This is a genomic window from Agromyces hippuratus (genome assembly GCF_013410355.1).
Lineage (GTDB): Bacteria > Actinomycetota > Actinomycetes > Actinomycetales > Microbacteriaceae > Agromyces > Agromyces hippuratus.
The window spans coordinates 2,748,749-2,767,615 of the sequence record NZ_JACCFI010000001.1; the positions used below are offsets into that span (position 1 = coordinate 2,748,749).

The window sequence follows — 18,867 nt, forward strand, 5'->3', positions numbered from 1 at the left end:
GCGATGACGACGACCCGCCGCACCATTCCCATCACCGTCGACACGCAGAACGAGCACCGCTTCCTCGACGTGCCGTTCGAGGTGCCACCCGGCACCGATTCGCTCGAGGTCGTCATCCGCTTCGACGGTTCGAACGCGGGCATCGACCTCGGCTGCGAGGGGGCGAGCGGATGGCGCGGCTGGTCGGGCGGCGCCCGCACCGAGTTCCTCATCCACCCGGCCGACGCGACGCCCGGGTACCTGCCGGGCGCGCCCGAGGCGGGGGAGTGGAAGGTCGTGCTCGGCCTGCACCGCGTCCCCTCCGAGGGGGTGCAGGTCGAGGTCGAGATCAGCATCCCGGCATCGCGTGCGGTGCCGCCGATTCCGGATGCCGCGCCTGCGACGCGCGCCATGCGCGGCAGCGATCGCGGACTCCCGGCGGAACCCGGCCTCACCTGGTTCGCCGGCGACTTCCACGGCCACACGATCCACTCCGACGGGCGCCTGCCGATCGGCGGACTCGCCGCGCTGGGCGTGGCGAGCGGCCTCGACTTCATGGCGGTCACCGACCACAACACGGTGAGCCACCACACGCACCTGCCCGCCGAGGGCGCGAAGCACGGCATCACCCTGTTGCCCGGCCAGGAGGTGACGACTCACCGCGGCCACGCGAACGCGTTCGGCGACATCGGCTGGATCGACTTCCGCGAGCCCGCGCAGCGATGGGTCGACGAGGTCGACCGGCGCGGCGGCATCCTGAGTATCAACCATCCGATCTCGGGCGACTGCTCGTGGCTGCACCGACTCGAGCGGCGGCCCGCCGCCGTCGAGCTCTGGCATTCGACCTGGTACCTCGAGCTCATCTCGACCGCGCCCTTCGCGTGGTTCCGCACCTGGCCCGAGGGTGCGACCCTGCTCGGCGGCAGCGACACCCACATGCTCGAGGAACCGCAGCGCCCGGGCACGCCGACCACCTGGGTCGCGGCGACGGATGCCTCTGCCGAGGCGATCCTCGAGGGCGTCCGCGCCGGGCGCACGGCGATCACGGGCAGCGGCAGCTTCGACGGCACGGTGCTCATGCCCGAGCTCATGCGGGCGCCGGCGCTCGTGCGACTCGGCGGCGAGGTCGTGGCGGTCGACGCCGAGGGCCTCGTGCTCGTCGACGGCTTCGGGCGGCGCCGCTCGGTGCGTTCGGCCCGCGAGGCGTTCGCGGCCGACCCCGCCGACGGGCCCTTCCACCTCGTGCTCGCCGACCGCCGCATCATGGCGCTCTGCGCGTAGCCGCCCCCACGACGTGAACGACCGCACGAACGAACGACCCTTTGGAGTGACCATGGACGCCCCCGACGAACTCGTGATCGTGCCGCACACGCACTGGGATCGCGAATGGTACGAGCCGCACGACGTGTTCCGGCTGCGCCTCGTGCACATGGTCGACCGGCTGCTCGGCACCCTCGAGCAGAACCCCGGCTACCGGTTCACCCTCGACGGGCAGGCCGCGGCGATCGACGACTACCTCGAGATCCGGCCCGAGCAGCGCGAGCGGGTGGTCGCGGCGATCGAGCGCGGGCAGCTCGCGATCGGGCCGTTCCTCATCCTGCTCGACGAGTTCCTCTGCGACGGTGAGACGATCGTGCGCAACCTCGAGCTCGGCCTGCGGTCGAGTCGGCGGCTCGGACCCGAGATGCGCGTCGGCTACCTGCCCGACATGTTCGGCCACGCCGCGCAGATGCCGCAGCTGCTGCGCGGGTTCGGCCTGCGCGACGCCGCGCTCTGGCGCGGTGTTCCCGGGCGCATCGACCGCCATGCCTTCGCATGGACCGCGCCCGACGGGTCGACGGTGCGCACCGAGTACCTGCTCGACGGGTACGGCAACGCCCTCGACCTCTTCGCCCTCCCCGGCCAGCTGGGTCCGCTCGTCGACGACTACGCACGTTCGGTCGCGAGTTGGTACGGATCCGACCCGATCCTCGGCATGCTCGGCACCGACCACAGTGCGCCGCCCGCCGATCTCATGCCGCTCGTGGAGGCGGCGAACGCCGGCGGCGGCATCGGGCTGACCGTCGACACCATCGAGGGGTACGTGCGAACGGCCGCGCCCGAGTGGGCGGCGGGCGACGACGAGGCACTCGCCGACCTGCCCGTCGTCGCCGGGGAGCTCCGGTCGCACACGCGCGGCAACCTCCTGCCGGGCGTCTTCTCGATCCGCACGAACCTCAAGCAGGCGATGACCGACGCCGAGCGCCGGCTCTCCACCGCCGAGCGGCTCGACGCCGCGTTCGGCGTCGACGACCACCGGGCGTTCTTCGACACCGCCTGGTACCGCCTCGTCGAGAGCACCGCCCACGACTCGGTCACCGGGTGCGGCGTCGACGCGACCGCCATCGAGGTCGAGGGGCGTCTGGCGACGGCCGGCCACGTCGCGCGCGGCGTGATCCTGCGCACGATGGAGCGGCTCGCGGCATCCGTCGCCCCAGACCGTCACGTCGTCGCCAACCCGACGGGCTTCGCGCGGCGGGCGCACGTCGAGATCCGCCTGCACGACCCCGAGCGGCTCGAGCTCGGCGACGGGGTGCAGCTGCTGGAGGCGCTGCCCGAAGTGCTCGGCGACGAGCAGCTCGCCACGGCCGAACTGCCCAAGCTGCTGAACCGCATCCACGGACGCGAGCTCTTCGGCCAGCTCATCAACGCGTGGCGCTTCACCGATGACGGACTGCGGTTCGAGGTCGCCGAGGCGCCGGTCGGCGACTTCGACCTGGCCGCGTTCACCGAGGAGCTCGAGCAGCGCATCGCCTCGGATGCCTCGGGCGAGCGCCTCTGGCGCGTCGAGATCATCGCCGACCCGCGTCGCACGGCCGTGGTCGGCATCGACGTCGGCGGCATCGGCATCGCGAGCCTCGACCCAGCGACGGCACGGGCGACGGACGACCCGGTGACGGTGTCGGGCCGCTCGCTCTCGAACCGAGCGCTGACGGCGACGGTCGACGAGCGCGGCGCCGTGCGCATCGAGGCCGCCGACGGCACGGTGCTCGCCGATGCGCTGCGGCTCGTCGACGAGGGCGACCGGGGCGACTCCTACAACTACGGGCCGGTCGACCCGTCGTCGGCGGTGACCGACCCGACCTCGGTCGAGGTGACCGTGCTCGAGTCCGGCCCGATCCGCGGCCGCATCCTCGTGCGCCGCCGCTATGCGGTGCCGGCCGCACTCGACCCGGTCGATCGCGACCGGCGCGCCGCGGCATCCGTCGACCTGACCGTCGACACCGTGCTGGAGCTCCGCGAGGGCGAACCGATGCTGCGGGTGCGCATGGACTTCGTGAACCCTGCCGCCGATCACCGGCTGCGGGTGCTCGTGCCCACGGGCGTCTCCGAGCTGCCGGGCTCGTCGGCCGCCGGCCAGTACGCCGTCACCGAGCGCGGTCGCATCGGCGAGGGCGGCCCGGTCGGCGAGTTCCCGCTGCCCACCTACCCCGTCGCGCGGTTCGTGCACGCGGGGCGGGCGAGCCTCATCGTCACGAAGCACTCCGAGTACGAGATCGTCGACGACCCGCGGTCGGGCGTCGATGCGATCGCGCTCACGCTCGTGCGCGCCGTCGGCATGATGAGCGTCAACGTGCACCCGCTGCGCGACGAACCGGCCGGCGCCGAGTTCGCCGTGCCGGGCGCGCAGTACCTCGGCACCGCGGTCACGACCGAGTTCGCGGTCCTGCCGTCGGCGTCGGGATGGGCCGTGTCGGGCGCGGCCCGCTGGGCCGAACTCGTGCGGGTCGAGCCCGAGGTGGCCCGCGGAACGCGCGGCGGCCCGACCGTCGTCGGCGGCGTCGCCGGAGCCGGCGGGGCCGCCGAGGCGGCCGAGCTGCCCACGGCGCCGGTCGTCGAGGTCGCGGGCGATGTCGTGCTCGAGTCGCTGCGCACGACGACGGATGCCGCAGGGCGGGCAGTCGTCGAAGCCCGGTTCGTGAACTACCGGGCCGATGCGCAGGTGCTCGGCGCCGCGGCATCCGGTCGCTGGGATCGCACCGACCTGGCCGGCGACGTCGTCGAGCGCGACGTCGATCTCGCCACGACCGTCATCGGAGCGAGCCGCATCGAGACCTTCCGGCAGCGCGTCGCCGACACGCCCCCCGATCACGGGTGACGCCGAGGGGCGTTCGACCCTCTACTGTCAGAACAACCGGACAACTGGAGATTCCATGGCGCAGTCGGAGCATCGCCTCCCCGTCGAGCTGTTCCTCGACCTCGACCGCTCGGGCCCCGTGCCCCTGTACTACCAGATCGCGAGTCGACTCGAGCAGGCGATCCTCGATCAGACGCTGCCCGCCGGCGCGCGCCTCGAGAACGAGGTCGCCCTCGCGGCCAGGCTCGGGCTCTCGCGGCCCACGATCCGGCGCGCCATCCAGGACCTCGTCGACAAGGGGCTGCTCGTGCGGCGCCGCGGCATCGGTACGCAGGTCGTGCACGGCAAGGTGACGCGCAACGTCGAGCTCACGAGCCTCTACGAAGACCTCGAGCGCTCGGGTCAGAAGCCTGAGACGCAGGTGCTCTCGGTCGAGGTCGTGCCCGCCGACGAGGCGGCGGTCGAGGCGCTCGGGGTCGACCCCGGCAGCCGGGTGCTGCATGTGCAGCGCCTGCGCAGCGCCGACGGCGTGCCGCTCGCCATCCTCGACAACGTGCTGCCCGAGCAGTTCACCGATCTCGACCGCGAGGCGCTCGAGAAGCATGGGCTCTACCAACTGCTCCGGGCGCGGGGCGTGACCATGCGGGTCGCGAAGCAGCGCATCGGGGCGCGGGCGGCATCGGCTCGCGAGGCGGATCTGCTCGACCTGTCGCGCGGGGCCCCCGTGCTCACGATGGTGCGCACCGCGTTCGACAACTCGGGGGTCGCCGTCGAGTTCGGGCAGCACTGCTACCGGCCCGACCGCTACTCGTTCGAGGTCACGCTCGTCGATCGCTGAGCGGCGGCGAGGCTGCTCGCCGATCGCGTCACGCTGCGACCGCCGGACGCAGCGCAACGTCGCCCGCGCTCACCCGAGCAGCGGCCGCTGACGCTCGAGCGCCGACTCGTACTCCGCGCGCGCCTGCTGCACGCTCGGTGTCGCCGAGGTCTCGGCCACGGGCACGTCCCACCAGCCGCCGCCGTCGGGGCCGGCGAGCAGCGGGTCGCTCTCGACGTGGATGAGCGTCGAGGTGGGCGACGCCTTCGCGGTCGCCATGGCACGGCCGAGGTCGGCGATGGCGTCGGGGCCCGGGGCGATCTCGATCACGTCGACGCCGTAGCTGCGCGCGTTGGCGGCGAGGTCGACCGGCAGCGGGTCGGTGCCCTGGAAGTTGCGGTTCGCCGGGTCGTATCGGCGGTATCTGGTGCCGAAGCGCTGGCTGCCGACGGACTCCGAGAGGTTGCCGATCGACGCGTAGCCCTGGTTCTGCACGAGCACGACGATGAGCTTGTGGCCCTCGGCGACCGCGGTCACGAGTTCGGTGTGCAGCATCAGGTAGGAGCCGTCGCCGACCATGACGATCACGTCGCGATCGGGCGCGGCGCGGCGCACGCCGAGACCGCCCGCGATCTCGTAGCCCATGCACGAGAACGCGTATTCGACGTGGTAGCCGAGGGGATCGCGCACCCGCCAGAGCCGGTGCAGGTCGCCGGGCAGCGACCCCGCGGCCTGCACGATGACATCGCGCGGCTCGCTCGCCGCGTGCACGGCGCCGATGATCTCCGCCTGCGCGGGCCGGTCGCGACCCGACGGCACGAACGACGCGTCGACGACGGCGTTCCACGTCCGCTGCTCGGCGGCGATCTGCTCCGACATCGACGCCGGCACCCCGTAGCCCGCGAGCTCGACCTCGAGTGCCTCGAGCGCGGTGCGGGCGTCGGCGATCAGGGGCAGCTGCGTGCCGTGCTTGTAGGCGTCGAACGGTGCGACGTTGAGGTTGACGAACGTGACATCCGGGTGCTGGAACGCGCTGCGGCTCGCCGTCGTGAAGTCGCTGTACCGGGTGCCGATGCCGATGACGACGTCGGCCTCCGCCGCGAACCGGTTGGCTGCGGTCGTGCCGGTGGCGCCCACGGCGCCGAGCGAGGCGGGATGGTCCCACGCGATGGCCCCGCCGCCGGCCTGCGTCGTGCCGACCGGGATGCCGGTGGCCTCGACGAGTCGGCGCAGCACCTCCTCGGCACCCGAGTAGATCACCCCGCCGCCCGCGACGATCATGGGCGAGCGCGCGCCGCGGATGGCGGCGACCGCACGTGCGAGCGGGCCGGGCTCGGGCAGCGGGCGCCGCACGTGCCACTCCCGGTCGGCGAGGAAGGCGAGCGGCACGTCGAGCGCCTCGGCCTGCACGTCCTCGGGCAGGGCGATCGTGACCGCGCCCGTCTCGACGGGGTCGGTCAGCACGCGCATGGCGCCGAGGGCGATGGAGAAGAGCTGCTCGGGCCGCTCGACGCGGTCGAAGAAGCGCGACAGCGGGCGGAACGCGTCGGTGACCTGGAGGCTCGGATCGTGCGGCAGTTCGAGCTGCTGCAGCACGGGGTCGGCGACCCGGGTCGCGAACGTGTCGCTCGGCAGCAGCAGCGCGGGCAGTCGGTTGCTCGTCGCGAGTGCGGCGCCCGTCAGCATGTTCGCGGCGCCTGGGCCGACCGAGGCCGTGCTCGCGAAGGTCGCGCGGCGGCGGCGCATGCGGGCGAAGCCCACCGACTGATGCACCATGGCCTGCTCGTTGCGCGCCTGGTAGTACGGCATGAGGTCGGGGTCGTCGGCGTTCGACTCCATGAGCGCCTGCCCGAGGCCGGCGACATTGCCGTGGCCGAAGATGCCGAGCATGCCGGGAATCGTGCGCTCGCGGATGTCGCCGTCGACGGTCCACTGGTGTGCGAGGAACTCGACCAGCGCCTGTCCGACGGTCATGCGCCTCGTCATCGGGGTGTTCCGGCTCACGGGCGAGCTCCCTTCGTCGTGCGGTTGTAGGGCAGGCGGTCGTCTGCCGGCTCGTGCTGCCACGACTCGCGCACCCACCCGTGTTCGGGCTCGTCGGTGATGCGCCAGACCCGGTCGCCGGGCCCCGCCATGACGTTGAGGTAGTAGAGGTCGTGGGTCGGCGGCGCGACGGCCGGGCCGTGGAACCCCCCGGGCACGAGGGCGACGTCGCCGTCGCGCACCCGCTCGTCGAGTTCGATCGCGGTCACCGCCGACGACGCGGCGCTGAAGAGGCCGTACGGCGCGGTCGCCGCGCCGGCGGCCTCGAGGGAGCCCGGTGCGGGTGCGAGTTCGAAATAGTAGATCTCCTCGAGCTGCGACTCGTGGCCCGGCAGCTCCTCGTCGTGCTTGTGCGGCGGGTAGCTCGACCAGTTGCCCGCGGGCGTGATGACCTCGCACACGATGAGCCGCTCGGCGTCGAGCACCGCGGGCGTGCCGAGGTCGTGCACCTGCCGGCTCGCGCGACCCCGGCCGCGGAGCTCGACGGGCACCTCGTCGCGACCGATGCGCCGCAGCGGATGCCGCGTGGTCGCCGGAGCCTCGGCCACTGCGACACGGCCCGGGCCGGCGCCTGATGCGGTGCCGGTGAGCGTCGCGCTCGCGCCCACGGGCAGGTAGAGGCAGTCGGTCGGGCCGTCGAACACCGAGGCGCGTCCCTCGAGCTCGACCTCGTGCACCGTGCCGTCTTCGGCGATCGCGCGCACGAGGCATCCGCCCTCGAGGGGCACGACGAGTCGCTCGACCGCACCGGCCGGGAGCTCGAGGCCCGCGCCGCCGACGTCGAGGGCAGCGACCCGGAGCCCGGTGTGCTGCCAGCCGTCGAGGGATGCGTCGACCACGACGTCCCAGCCGTCTCGGGCGAGGCTCGCTCGAGGATGGAACCACGTCTCGTGCGTGGTCGCCGTCGTCCGCTCCGTCACGGATGCTCCTTCGGTCTCGTCGTTCAGCCCGCGTGCACGAGGGCCGCTGCGGTGTCGACGGCCCGTGCAACGTCGCCGTCGGGAGGATAGACGAGCGTGCGCCCGACCACGAGTCCGCGCACGCCGGGCAGGGCGAGTGCCCGCTGCCAGCTCGCGTAGGTGGCCTCGGGATCGCCGCCGCGCTCGCCGCCGAGAAGGAGCGTCGGCAGGGTCGTCGCCGCCATCACCCGTTCCATCTCGTCGACCACGGGCAGCTTCAGCCACGTGTAGGCCGAGCTCGTGCCGAGCCCCGACGCGATGGCGACGGAGGTGATCACGGCATCGGCGGTGAGGTCGTTGACGACACCGGCAGGGCCGTGCGTGCTCATGAACGGCTCGAGCATGATCGGCACGCCGGCCGCGGCGGCCGCGGTGACGGCTGCGGCGCAGGCCTCGATCGTCGCGATCGAGCCCGCGTCCTGCAGGTTGATGCGCAGCAGGGCCTTGGCGAAGTCGAGTCGGTCGCGCACGATGCCGTCGATGTCGTAGCCGGTGAACCGGTCGTCCATCTCGAAGCTCGAGCCGCGCAGCCCACCGCGATTCATCGAGCCGACCACGACCTTGCCGTCGAGCGCGCCGAGCAGGGCCAGGTCGTCGATGATGTCGGGGGTCGCGAGCACGCCGTCCACGCCGGGTCGGCTGAGCGCGAGCGCGAGACGGTCGAGCAGCTCGTACCGGTCGGCCATCGCCATCGGCTCGTCGCCGACGCCGAGCGCCCCACGGGCCGGGTGGTCGGCGGCGACGATGAAGAGGCGGCCGTTGTCGCCGAGCACGGGGCGGCGCGTTCGCGTTGCGTGCAACTCGGCGATGGCCGCCGGGTCGACGGCGCGTCGGTCGCGAAGCCGGGCGAACCGCTCGTCGTCGAGGAATCGCCGAGGTGCCTCAGGATGCATCGGCGTCTCCTTCGTCGTGCAGCGGGCGGTCGACCGGGTCGATCCCGTCGAACTCGCCGAGTCCGCGCTCGCGGGCAAGTCGTGCCACCTCGGCGCTCGTCGGCATGGCGGTCGAGCACTCCCGGCGCGTCGCCACGATCGCCCCCGCGATGTTCGCGAACGCGATGATGCGCTCGAGCGGCCAGCCGGAGAGGAGCCCGTGGCAGAACGCGCCGCCGAACCCGTCGCCCGCGCCGAGGCCGTTGACGACCTGCACGGGAAGGGCGGAGAGCTCGACCGTCTCGTCGCGGGTCTTCGCGAGCACGCCGATCGGGCCGCGCTTGACGACGGCGAGCTCGATCCCGCGGTCGAGCAGCGCGTCGGCGGCACGATACGGATCGCGTTCACCGACGGCGACCTCGCACTCCTCGAGGTTGCCGATGGCGACCGTGACCGAGTCGAGGGCGGCCGAGACCTCGCGCCGGGCCTCGTCGACGGAGCCCCAGAACATGGGCCGGTAGTCGAGGTCGAGCACCGTGCCGGGGCGGCGGCCCCGAGCGGCCCAGGCGGCGCGATGCGCACCGCGGCTCGGCTCCTCGCTCAGGCCCGTGACCGTCGACCAGTAGATGGCGGCGGTGCGGATGGCGTCGAGCGGCAGGCTGTCGACCGTGATCTCGAGGTCGGGTGCCTTCGGCTTGCGGTAGAAGGTGATCGGAAAGTCGTCGGGAGGGAAGATCTCGCAGAAGGTGAGCGGAGTCAGGAGATCGGGCTCGGTGCCCACGAATCGCGGATCGACGCCGAAGCCCTCGAGTTCCCGGCGGATGTACCGGCCGAACGCGTCGTCGCCCGTGCGGGTGATGACCGCGCTGCGGCGGCCGTGGCGGGCGGCGGCGATCGCGACGTTCGTCGCGCTGCCGCCGACGGACTTGGTGAACGTCTCGACGTCTTCGAGGTGCACGCCGTCGCGCGTCGGGTAGAGGTCGATGCCCACTCGTCCGATGGTGATGACGTCGAATGGCGATGCTGTCGTGATGGTCATACTGCGTCGTACAACTTTCTGCCGGTGCGGCGGGCGATTGCCCTCAGTTTACACAGAATGTCCTGACAAAGTAGTGCGACACGTGAGACGCGAACGAGCGGATGCCGCGGGGCCTGCGCCCGCGGCATCCGCTCGTCTGGTTCGGCTCGCCGGTGCTCAGCCCGCCGGCGCGATGTTGTGGTTGCGACGGAACACGTTGCCCGGGTCGAGCTGCGCCTTCACGCGGCGCAGCCGCTCGAGCGTGGCCGGCGGGTACATCGCGGCCGTGACCGCGTCGTCGTACTCCGGCGCGAAGTTGCCGTAGACCCCGCTCGTGAAGGCGAGGGCCACGGCGTTGACGGCCTCGACCGCCTCGACCAGCTCGGGCGCGGCGTCGGGCGCCACCACGCCGTTGACGATCAGCAGCGCCTCCGCGTCACGGAAGGCGATCGCCGTCGCGTCGGGCGCGACGCGCGAGAACGCCCCGCCGAGGGCGCGCAGCAGCACCATCGTCGGCACCTCGCGGTCGTACGCGGCGGCGACGGCATCGAGGGCCGTGTCGGAGAGCTCGGGCACGAAGCCGTTGCCGCCGACGAACCGGAACGGGGGCCGACCGGGCGGCGCGTCTTCGAGCAGCTCGCCGTAGGTGCTCGGCCCGATCTTCGCCTCGGTGACCGACGGCAGCTCGAGCAGTGGCGCGAGCAGTTCGCGGAGCTGCGCCTCGCTGCCCTGCAGGGCGACGCCGAGCTGCGGGCCGCCGGGCATCTCGGGCCCGAACGGCGGCACGAGCATGAGCGACGAGTTCAGCTCGTCGGGGCCGGTGCGCATCACGTCGCGCCAGGCACGCAGCAGGGCGGGCACGTCGGACCGGTCGAACGTCACGTGCGCGGCGACGAGGCCGTCGGCCGGCACCGCCTGGAAGACGAAGCGGGTGACCACGCCGAAGTTGCCGCCGCCCCCGCGCAGGGCCCAGAAGACCTCGGGGTGCGACGTCTCGTTCACGGTCAGCACCTCGCCCGCCGCGGTGACGAGTTCGACCTCGCGCAGGGCGTCGATGGCGAGCCCCTGCATGCGCACGAGCCAGCCGATGCCGCCGCCGAGGGCGAGGCCGCCCACGCCGACGTCGCGGGTGTCGCCCGAGCTGATGCCCAGGCCATGCGGCGCCAGGGCCGCCGCGACGTCGCCCCAGCGGGCGCCGCCGCCGACGGAGACGCCGCCGGCGGCGTCGACCTCGATCGCGGTGAACTCGGCGAGGTCGACGACGAGTCCGCCGTCGACGGGGAGGAGGCCGTGGCCGCCGCTGCGCACGGCGATCGGCAGGCCCGCAGCCGCGGCGAGGCCGACTGCGGCAGCGACCTCGTCGACGGTGTGCGGCCGCACGACCGCGTCGGGTTCGCCGACGCCGGCGAAGACGGTGCGACCGGCGTCGTATTCGGATGCGCCGGGACCATGGGCCCGGCCTGGGATTCGCTCACTCAGTTCGGAGAGAAGAGACATTTCGTCAGTTTGGCAGCGGCCTGCGACATCCGGAACGGTGCTCGCTCAGCGCTGAATCGGTGCGTTCGCATGCACCGATGCGGGTGTCGGCAGGGCGGCGTACGGTGTCGCGCATGACGTTCAACGACGGCCTCGTCACGGCCAACCTCTCGATCTCGCTCGACGGCTACGTCGCCGGGCCGAACCAAACGGTCGACGAGCCGCTCGGCGAGGGCGGTGAAGATCTGCACCGGTGGATGTTCGAGCAGCCCGACGAGAACGCCGGCATCGTCGAGCAGATCCTCGCACCGGATGCCTACATCATGGGCCGCAACATGTTCGGGCCGATCCGCGGCGAGTGGACCGACGAGGAGTGGAAGGGCTGGTGGGGCGAGAACCCGCCGTACCACGGCCCGGTCTACGTGCTCACGCACCACCCGCGCGACCCCATCCCGATGGAGGGCGGCACCACCTTCCACTTCGTCACGACCGGCATCGACGACGCCCTCGCGCAGGCGCGGGCCGCGGTCGGCGACGACGCGCGCATCTCGATCGCGGGTGGCGCGAGCACCGTGCGCCAGTACCTCGCGGCAGGCCTCATCGACCGCATCATCGTGACGATCTCGCCGATGATGCTCGGCGGCGGCGAGCGGCTCTTCGAGGGCATCGACGACCCGGCGCTCACGCCCGTCGAGGTGCTGCACACCCCGCTCGCGACGCACATCACCTACGAGCGGCGGCGCTGACCAGGCCGGATGACGAAGCGCGCCGCCGACGACGAGCCGGCGTCGACGATCGAGTGAGCGGATGCCGCGGCATCCGCTCACCCTTCGGTCACTCGCCGCTCGGGTGCGCTCCCGCCGCATCGACGACCCACGCGTAGGCGAAGGCGCGCTCGCGCCAGGCCGAGTACCGGCCCGAGACGCCGCCGTGCCCGGCCGCCATCTCGATCTTCAGCAGCGGGTCGGCGCCGACGTCGCGCAGCTTCGCGACCCACTTCGCCGGTTCGACGTAGAGCACGCGGGTGTCGTTCAGCGACGTCACGGCGAGGATCGGCGGGTAGTGGTTGACGTGCACGTTCTCGATGGGGGAGTACGACTTCATGTAGGAGTAGACCTCGTCGTCGTCGAGCGGGTTGCCCCACTCGTCCCACTCGATGACCGTGAGCGGCAGCGACGGATCGAGGATCGAGGTCAGCGGGTCGACGAACGGCACCTCGGCGAGGAAGCCCGAGAAGTACTTCGGCGCGAGGTTCGCGACGGCGCCGATCAGGAGCCCGCCGGCGCTGCCGCCCTGCGCGACGAGCCGGTCGGGCGCCGTGATGTCCTCGTCGATGAGGTGCCGGGCGACCGCCGCGAAGTCGGTGAAGGTGTTGCGCTTCTCGAGCTTCTTGCCGTGCTCGTACCAGAGTCGCCCCATCTCGCCGCCGCCGCGCACGTGCGCCACGGCGAAGATCATGCCGCGGTCGAGCAGCGACAGGCGGGGGATGCCGAAGCCGGGGTCGATCGAGTGCTCGTAGGAGCCGTAGCCGTAGAGCAGGGTCGGGGCGGGCGTGCCGAGGTCGACGAGGTCGTGCCGGTAGACGAGCGAGACCGGGATGCGCGTGCCGTCGTCGGCCGTCGCCCACTCGCGCCGCTGCGCGTAGCGGGTCGCGTCGTAGTCGCCGAGCACGGCCTGGCGCTTGCGGAGCCGCCGCTCGCCGGTCGCGACGACGACGTCGTACACGGTCGACGGCGTCACGAAGCTCGTGTACCCGATGCGCAGCGTCGGCTGCGCCCAGTCGGGGTTGCCCGAGAGGCCGACCGAGAAGAGCGTCTCGTCGAAGGCGAGCTCGTGCAGGGTGTCGTCAGGCGTGGCATCCGCGGGCAGGCCCGCTGCCGGCACCTTCGCGACGGCGACGCGCGGCAGGCCCTCGCGGCGGTACTCGACGGCGACGAAGTCGCGGAACGCGTCGACGCCCTCGAGGCGCACGGCCGGGTCGTGCGGCAGCAGCACGCGACGGTCGCCCTGCGGGTCGGATGCCGCGACGCTCACGAGCTCGAAGTTCACGGCATCGTCGTTGTGCACGATGAGCAGGCGGTCCTTGCCCCCGGCGACGACGTGCTCGACGTCGTACTCGACACCGTCCTTTCGGGGCCAGACGACGGAGAACTCGCCGGTCGGCTCGGCGGCGTCGAGCAGCCAGGTCTCGCTCGTGACGTTGGAGCCGGCCTCGATCACGAGGAACCTGCGGCTGCGCGTCACGCCGACGCCGAGCCAGAAGCGCTCGTCGGGCTCGGTGAAGACCGAGACGTCGTCGGATGCCGCGGTGCCGATCTCGTGCCGCCAGATGGTGTCGGGCCGCCACGACTCGTCGACCGTCGCATAGAACACGTAGCGGCCGCTCGGGTCGAACGTCGCGCCGCTCGAGGTGCCCTCGATGACGTCGTCGTACTCGCGGCCCGAGCCGTCGAGCGAGCGCAGCCGGATCGTGTAGCGCTCGTCGCCCTCGAGGTCGGTGGCAAAGAGCAGGGTCGCGCCGTCGGCGGTGACGTCGAAGCTGCCGAGCGAGTAGAAGTCGTGGCCCTCGGCCTCGACGTTGTCGTCGAGCAGCACCTGTTCGCCGGGCAGCGGGGAGCCCGAGTCATCCGTCACCGGCGGTTCCCAGTCGTCGGGGCCGGTGGCCGGAACCCGGCAGTGGATGCCGTACTCGCGGCCCTCGACGGTGCGGGTGTAGTACCACCAGTCGCCCTCTCGGGTGGGCACGCTGAGGTCGGTCTCCTTGGTGCGGGTCGTGATCTCCTCGAAGATCTGCTCCTGCAGGATCGCGAGGTGCTCGGTTCTCGCCTTCGTGTAGGCATTCTCCTCGTGCAGGTGCGCGAGCACCTCGGGGTCGTCCTTGTCGCGCAGCCACTCGTAGTCGTCGACGACGACGTCGCCGTGGTGTACGCGTTCGATGGGTCGCTTGTCGGTCTTCGGCGGAGTCAGCACGCTCCCACGCTACGCCCCCGTGGCTGACCGGTGTCGTCCGTCCGCGAAAACCGTGTTCAGCATGGGAATCGAGTGTGACGATCCGAGTTCGCGAGTCCGCCCGAGTTAGGTTAGCCTTGGCTCAATCCACTCCGTTCTATCCAGGAGACGCGCGTGCTCGCCAACTACCTGATCGGCCTCCGCGAAGGCCTCGAGGCAGGGCTCATCGTCGGCATCCTCGTCGCGTACCTCGGCAAGATCGGCCGTCGCGACCTGTTCGGCCGGCTCTGGTTCGGCATCGGCATCGCGGTCGCGGTGTCGCTCGGCGTCGGCGCGCTGCTCACCTGGGGTCCGTACGCGATGACCTTCCAGGCGCAGGAAGTGCTCGGCGGCGCGCTCTCGCTCGTCGCCGTCGCGCTCGTGACCTGGATGATCTTCTGGATGGGCACGCACGGCGCGGGTCTCTCGAAGGAGCTGCGCGGCCAGGTCGACGCCGCCGTCGACCGTTCCTGGTTCGCCATCGTGCTGCTCGGCGCACTCGCGGTCGGCCGAGAGGGCATCGAGACGGCCCTCTTCGTCTGGGCGAACGTGTCGGGCGGCAACGATCCGGTGCTCGGCACCGTCGGCGCCCTGCTCGGCATCGTCACCGCGATCGTCATCTCGTGGGGCATCTCGCGCGGACTCGTGCGCATCAACCTCTCGAAGTTCTTCACCTGGACCGGACTCTTCCTCATCCTCGTCGCCGCCGGCGTGCTCGTGTACGGCATCGGCGACCTGCAGGAGGCCTCGGTCATCCCGGGCTGGGGCACGCACGCGTTCAGCCTCGTCGAGCTCGTGCCGCCGGGCAGCTGGTACGGCACGCTCCTCGCCGGCATCTTCAACTTCACCCCCGAGCCGACCTGGGCGCAGGTCATCGGGTGGGTCCTCTACGTCGCCGTCACGACGACGCTCTACCTCGGCATGCTGCACCGGCGTCGCCGCCCGGCGCCCGCGCCCGCGGCCGCCGCCACCGCTGCACCGACGACCGCGCCCGCCGCGGCGAACTGACCTCCGATCACCACGCCTCACCCGCCGCACGCCTCACCCGCCGCACGCCTCACCCCCACCTCGAATCCAGGAGCATCCATGACCCGACGCGCCCTCGCGGCATCCGCTGCCGTGACCGCACTTGCGCTCGCCCTCACCGGCTGCGTCGCGAAAGCCGATCTCGCCTCGGCGATCGCCGTCGACATCACCGATGACGGATGCTCCGTGGCCGCCGCCACCGCGCCCGCCGGCGCTGTGACGTTCGCGCTCGCCAACAACGGCACCGACGTGAACGAGTTCGAGATCCTCGCCGACGACCAGCTGCGCATCGTGGGCGAGAAGGAGAACGTCACCCCCGGGCAGGAGGTCGACTTCACCGCGCAGCTCGAGCCGGGCACCTACTACACGGCCTGCAAGTTCCAGCAGGTCGGCGCCCCGATCGGCCTCGCCGAGTTCACCGTCACGGGCGAGGCCTCGGCCGTGTCAGCCGACGAGCAGGCGCTCTCCGACCAGGCCGTCACCGAGTACCTCGCGTACGTGCGCTCGCAGGCTGCAGAGCTGCTGCCGCTCGTCGGGGCGTTCGCCGCTGCCTACGCGGCCGGCGACGACGAGACCGCCCGCTCGCTCTTCGCCGCGACCCGCGTGCCGTACGAGCGCATCGAGCCCACCGCCGAGGCGTTCGGCGACCTCGATCCGAAGATCGACTTCCGCGAGGTCGACGCCGTCGCCGACGGCCTCGAGTGGACCGGCTTCCACCGCATCGAGAAGGACCTCTGGCCGCCGGCCGCGGGCGACCTCAACTCCGATGGTCAAGACGCGCTGAAGGACTGGGCGCCGTCGACGCCCGCCGAGCGCCAGGCCTACGCCGACGGCCTCGTCGCGGATGTCACCGAGCTGCACGACCTCGTGACCGCCGACGACTTCACCGTCTCGCTCGACGCCATCTCGAACGGCGCGATCGCACTGCTCGACGAGGTCGCGGCCGGCAAGATCACGGGTGAAGAGGACTGGTGGTCGGGCACCGACCTCTCGGACTTCGCCGCGAACGTGCAGGGTGCCGGCGTCGCCTTCGGCGCGGTGCGGGCGCTCGCCGAGTCGAAGGGCGACGAGGGCACGGCGCTCGCCGCCGAGATCGACGAGCAGTTCACCGCCCTCGAGGCCGCCCTCGCCGAGTACGGCTCCCTCGAGTCGGGCTTCGTCGACTACGCGACGCTGACCGATGCCGACAAGAAGGCGCTCAGCGACCAGGTCAACGCGCTCGCCGAGCCGCTCTCGCAGCTGACCGCCACGGTGCTCGGGGTCTGATGAGCGACTCCCGTTCCGCGACCGGTGACGCGCAGGGCGTGCCACCGGCCGAGGTGCGCCCCGACGCCGACGCGACCGGGGTCGACGCCGACTCGGCTGCCGCGTCCGGCGTCAGCCGTCGCCAACTGTTCGGCTTCCTCGGCGCCGGCGCGGCCGGCGCGGTCGTCGGCGCTGCGGCGGGGGCCGGCGTCGCGGTCGCGGCAACGACCGGCGGGGCGGGAGCGGCGAGCCCCGCGGCATCCGTCTACCCGTTCTTCGGAGCGCACCAGGCCGGCATCGTCACCCCCGCGCAGGACCGGCTGCACTTCGCCGCGTTCGACGTCGACGACACCCTCGACCGCGACGGGCTGATCGCACTGCTCACGGAGTGGACGGATGCCGCGGCTCGCCTCAGCCAGGGCCTCGAGGTCGTCGAGGGCGGTGCAGTGGGCGGCTCCGACTACGCGCCGCCGGTCGACACCGGCGAGGCGCTCGGCCTGCCCGCGAGCGGACTCACGATCACCTTCGGATTCGGTCCGGGGCTCTTCGCCGACGCGTCGGGAGTCGACCGCTTCGGCCTCGCCGCCCGGCGTCCGGCGACGCTCGCGCCGCTGCCGCGGTTCCAGGGCGACGCGCTCGTGCCCGAGATCTCGGGCGGCGACCTCTGCATCCAGGCGTGCGCCGACGACCCGCAGGTCGCCGTGCACGCGATCCGCAACCTCAGCCGCATCGCCTTCGGGCGGGCGAGCCTGCGCTGGTCGCAGCTCGGATTCGGCCGCACCTCGTCGACGTCGACGACCCAGACGACCCCTCGCAACCTCTTCGGCTTCAAGGACGGCACCGCGAACGTCAAGGCCGAGGAGACGGCGACCGTCGACGACCAGGTCTGGGTGCAGGCATCCGACGAGCCGGCCTGGCTCGCCGGGGGGTCGTACCTCGTCGCGCGTCGCATCCGCATGATCATCGAGAACTGGGACCGCGTGCAGCTCGGCGAGCAGGAGATGCTCGTCGGGCGGTCGAAGGGTGAGGGCGCTCCGCTCTCGGGCGGCACCGAGTTCACCGAGCCCGACTTCGAGAAGACCGGCGCGACCGATGCGCCGCTCATCGACACCAATGCGCATGTGCGCCTCGCGCACCCGACGACGAACGGCGGCGCTCGTATGCTCCGGCGGGGATACAACTTCGTCGACGGCAACGACTCGCTCGGCCGGCTCGATGCCGGGCTCTTCTTCCTGTCGTTCCAGCGTTCGCCGCAGCAGTTCATCGACGTGCAGACGAGCCTCGCGAGCGACGGGCTGAACGAGTACCTGAAGCACGTGGGGTCGGCGATCTTCGCGGTGCCCGGCGGGGTCGCCGAAGGGGAGTTCGTGGGGCAGGCGCTCTTCGACTGACGCGCCGGCGCGAGACGAGCCGGATCGAGTCGAGGCGACCTCAGTCGCCGACCTTCACGAGCCAGCGCCCGCCGCCCTGGTCGATGAGCACCCCGCTGACCCGGACTCCGTCATCGCGCTCGGCCGTGAAGGCGATCGGTGGCAGACCGCCCCCCGTCACGCTCATCCCCGCTTCGAAGGTGGGCGAGAGGTAACCGAGCTCCTCGAGCGCCCGCTCACGGGCCTGCGTGTCCCAGATGCCCGAGAGCACCCACGCCATGGCGCCCGCGGTGAGCGCCGAGACGAGGAAGATCACGAACCCGAGCTCGCGCATCGGCTTCGAGCGGCGACGGGTGCCGATGAACGAGAGCACGACGCCCGCGAGGAGCGCGACGAGCGGGATCGCGATCGGCCAGGGGCTCCACGGTGCGATCGTGACGACCACGTCCTCGGCCGCCAGGATCATCCGGTCTTCGTCCAGTCGAGGTTGATGACGTCGCCGATGTAGACGTTCTCGCCGAAGTCGTGCACCTGCGGGTTCATGCGCAGCAGTTGCTGCTGCGGCAGGTCGAAGCGCTGCGCGATGTCGAAGAAGCTGTCGCCCGAGACCACGACGTAACTGATCGGCATGCCCGTGCCGTCGAGCGACGGGGTGCCGTTGGCGCCGTCGCGCGCGCCGAGGTCGACCGCCGGACCGGGTTCGTAGACGGGTGCCGGCTCGTTCGGCACCGGCTCGGGAGCGGGCGCCGGGGCGGGTTCGACTGGCGCCGGCGTCGGAGTCGGGGTCGGCGTGGGGGTCGGTGTCGCGGTGACGGTCGCGACGATCGTGACCGGCGGAGGAGCCGGGGCGGCGACGCACCCGCTCAGCAACAGCACGCCCGATGTCGCGAGCACGCCCAACACGACCGGCGCCGCGCTTCCACCGAATGCTCGCCGCACCGGGCCTCCAACCGTAGG

The 18,867-nt window shown here is 72.1% G+C and carries 15 protein-coding genes; 7 read left to right on the plus strand and 8 right to left on the minus strand.

The genetic code is table 11. The features are described from left to right. The first annotated feature begins 3 nt into the window (after positions 1 to 3). Genes BJY17_RS12870 through BJY17_RS12880 form a run of 3 tightly spaced genes read left to right on the plus strand, consistent with a single transcriptional unit; the run spans position 4 to position 4,934 of the window. Positions 4 to 1,260, plus strand: coding sequence for a CehA/McbA family metallohydrolase (locus BJY17_RS12870; protein ID WP_179551696.1), 1,257 nt, complete (start codon positions 4 to 6; stop codon positions 1,258 to 1,260). 52 nt (positions 1,261 to 1,312) lie between these two features. Further along, on the plus strand, positions 1,313 to 4,117 hold the full coding sequence (locus BJY17_RS12875) for a glycoside hydrolase family 38 N-terminal domain-containing protein (protein ID WP_179551697.1): 2,805 nt from the start codon (positions 1,313 to 1,315) through the stop codon (positions 4,115 to 4,117). A 55-nt stretch (positions 4,118 to 4,172) separates the two neighbouring features. Next, a complete protein-coding gene (locus BJY17_RS12880) occupies positions 4,173 to 4,934 on the plus strand; it encodes a GntR family transcriptional regulator (RefSeq protein WP_179551698.1) in 762 nt (253 codons plus the stop codon). Between the two features lie 69 nt (positions 4,935 to 5,003). Here the strand turns inward: BJY17_RS12880 and iolD are convergent, their stop codons facing one another. The 5 genes from iolD to BJY17_RS12905 form a co-directional block, all read right to left on the minus strand. Further along, positions 5,004 to 6,887: a 3D-(3,5/4)-trihydroxycyclohexane-1,2-dione acylhydrolase (decyclizing) gene (gene iolD / locus BJY17_RS12885; protein ID WP_179551699.1), complete on the minus strand. Its 1,884-nt coding sequence runs from the start codon at positions 6,885 to 6,887 to the stop codon at positions 5,004 to 5,006. Positions 6,888 to 6,913: 26 nt separating this feature from the next. Then, the gene (gene iolB, locus BJY17_RS12890; protein ID WP_179551700.1) at positions 6,914 to 7,876 is read right to left on the minus strand and encodes a 5-deoxy-glucuronate isomerase; all 963 of its coding nucleotides are present in this window, start codon (positions 7,874 to 7,876) and stop codon (positions 6,914 to 6,916) included. 23 nt (positions 7,877 to 7,899) lie between these two features. Continuing rightward, on the minus strand, positions 7,900 to 8,808 hold the full coding sequence (locus tag BJY17_RS12895) for a class I fructose-bisphosphate aldolase (protein ID WP_179551701.1): 909 nt from the start codon (positions 8,806 to 8,808) through the stop codon (positions 7,900 to 7,902). Continuing rightward, positions 8,798 to 9,826: a 5-dehydro-2-deoxygluconokinase gene (gene iolC, locus BJY17_RS12900; protein WP_179551702.1), complete on the minus strand. Its 1,029-nt coding sequence runs from the start codon at positions 9,824 to 9,826 to the stop codon at positions 8,798 to 8,800. The genes BJY17_RS12895 and iolC overlap by 11 nt, the downstream gene beginning before the upstream one ends. A gap of 156 nt (positions 9,827 to 9,982) precedes the next feature. Further along, positions 9,983 to 11,302, minus strand: coding sequence for an FAD-binding oxidoreductase (locus BJY17_RS12905; RefSeq protein WP_179551703.1), 1,320 nt, complete (start codon positions 11,300 to 11,302; stop codon positions 9,983 to 9,985). 113 nt (positions 11,303 to 11,415) lie between these two features. On the opposite strand from BJY17_RS12905, the gene BJY17_RS12910 reads away from it, so the two are divergent. Then, on the plus strand, positions 11,416 to 12,027 hold the full coding sequence (locus BJY17_RS12910; RefSeq protein WP_179551704.1) for a dihydrofolate reductase family protein: 612 nt from the start codon (positions 11,416 to 11,418) through the stop codon (positions 12,025 to 12,027). 88 nt (positions 12,028 to 12,115) lie between these two features. Here the strand turns inward: BJY17_RS12910 and BJY17_RS12915 are convergent, their stop codons facing one another. Next, positions 12,116 to 14,251: a S9 family peptidase gene (locus BJY17_RS12915; protein ID WP_179551705.1), complete on the minus strand. Its 2,136-nt coding sequence runs from the start codon at positions 14,249 to 14,251 to the stop codon at positions 12,116 to 12,118. Between the two features lie 153 nt (positions 14,252 to 14,404). On the opposite strand from BJY17_RS12915, the gene efeU reads away from it, so the two are divergent. The 3 genes from efeU to efeB all read left to right on the plus strand — a co-directional run bounded on the left by efeU (position 14,405) and on the right by efeB (position 17,931). After that, the gene (gene efeU / locus BJY17_RS12920) at positions 14,405 to 15,277 is read left to right on the plus strand and encodes an iron uptake transporter permease EfeU (RefSeq protein ID WP_179551706.1); all 873 of its coding nucleotides are present in this window, start codon (positions 14,405 to 14,407) and stop codon (positions 15,275 to 15,277) included. A gap of 78 nt (positions 15,278 to 15,355) precedes the next feature. After that, positions 15,356 to 16,561: an iron uptake system protein EfeO gene (efeO, locus tag BJY17_RS12925; protein ID WP_179551707.1), complete on the plus strand. Its 1,206-nt coding sequence runs from the start codon at positions 15,356 to 15,358 to the stop codon at positions 16,559 to 16,561. Continuing rightward, the gene (efeB, locus tag BJY17_RS12930) at positions 16,561 to 17,931 is read left to right on the plus strand and encodes an iron uptake transporter deferrochelatase/peroxidase subunit (RefSeq protein ID WP_179551708.1); all 1,371 of its coding nucleotides are present in this window, start codon (positions 16,561 to 16,563) and stop codon (positions 17,929 to 17,931) included. Before efeO ends, efeB begins: the two co-directional genes overlap by 1 nt. Before the next feature lie 40 nt (positions 17,932 to 17,971). On the opposite strand, the gene BJY17_RS12935 is transcribed toward efeB, so the two are convergent. Beyond that, positions 17,972 to 18,376 (minus strand): hypothetical protein, encoded by a 405-nt coding sequence (locus BJY17_RS12935; protein ID WP_179551709.1) that lies wholly within the window; start codon positions 18,374 to 18,376, stop codon positions 17,972 to 17,974. After that, a complete protein-coding gene (locus BJY17_RS12940; protein WP_179551710.1) occupies positions 18,373 to 18,813 on the minus strand; it encodes a LysM peptidoglycan-binding domain-containing protein in 441 nt (146 codons plus the stop codon). The genes BJY17_RS12935 and BJY17_RS12940 overlap by 4 nt, the downstream gene beginning before the upstream one ends. Between the last annotated feature and the right edge of the window lie 54 nt (positions 18,814 to 18,867).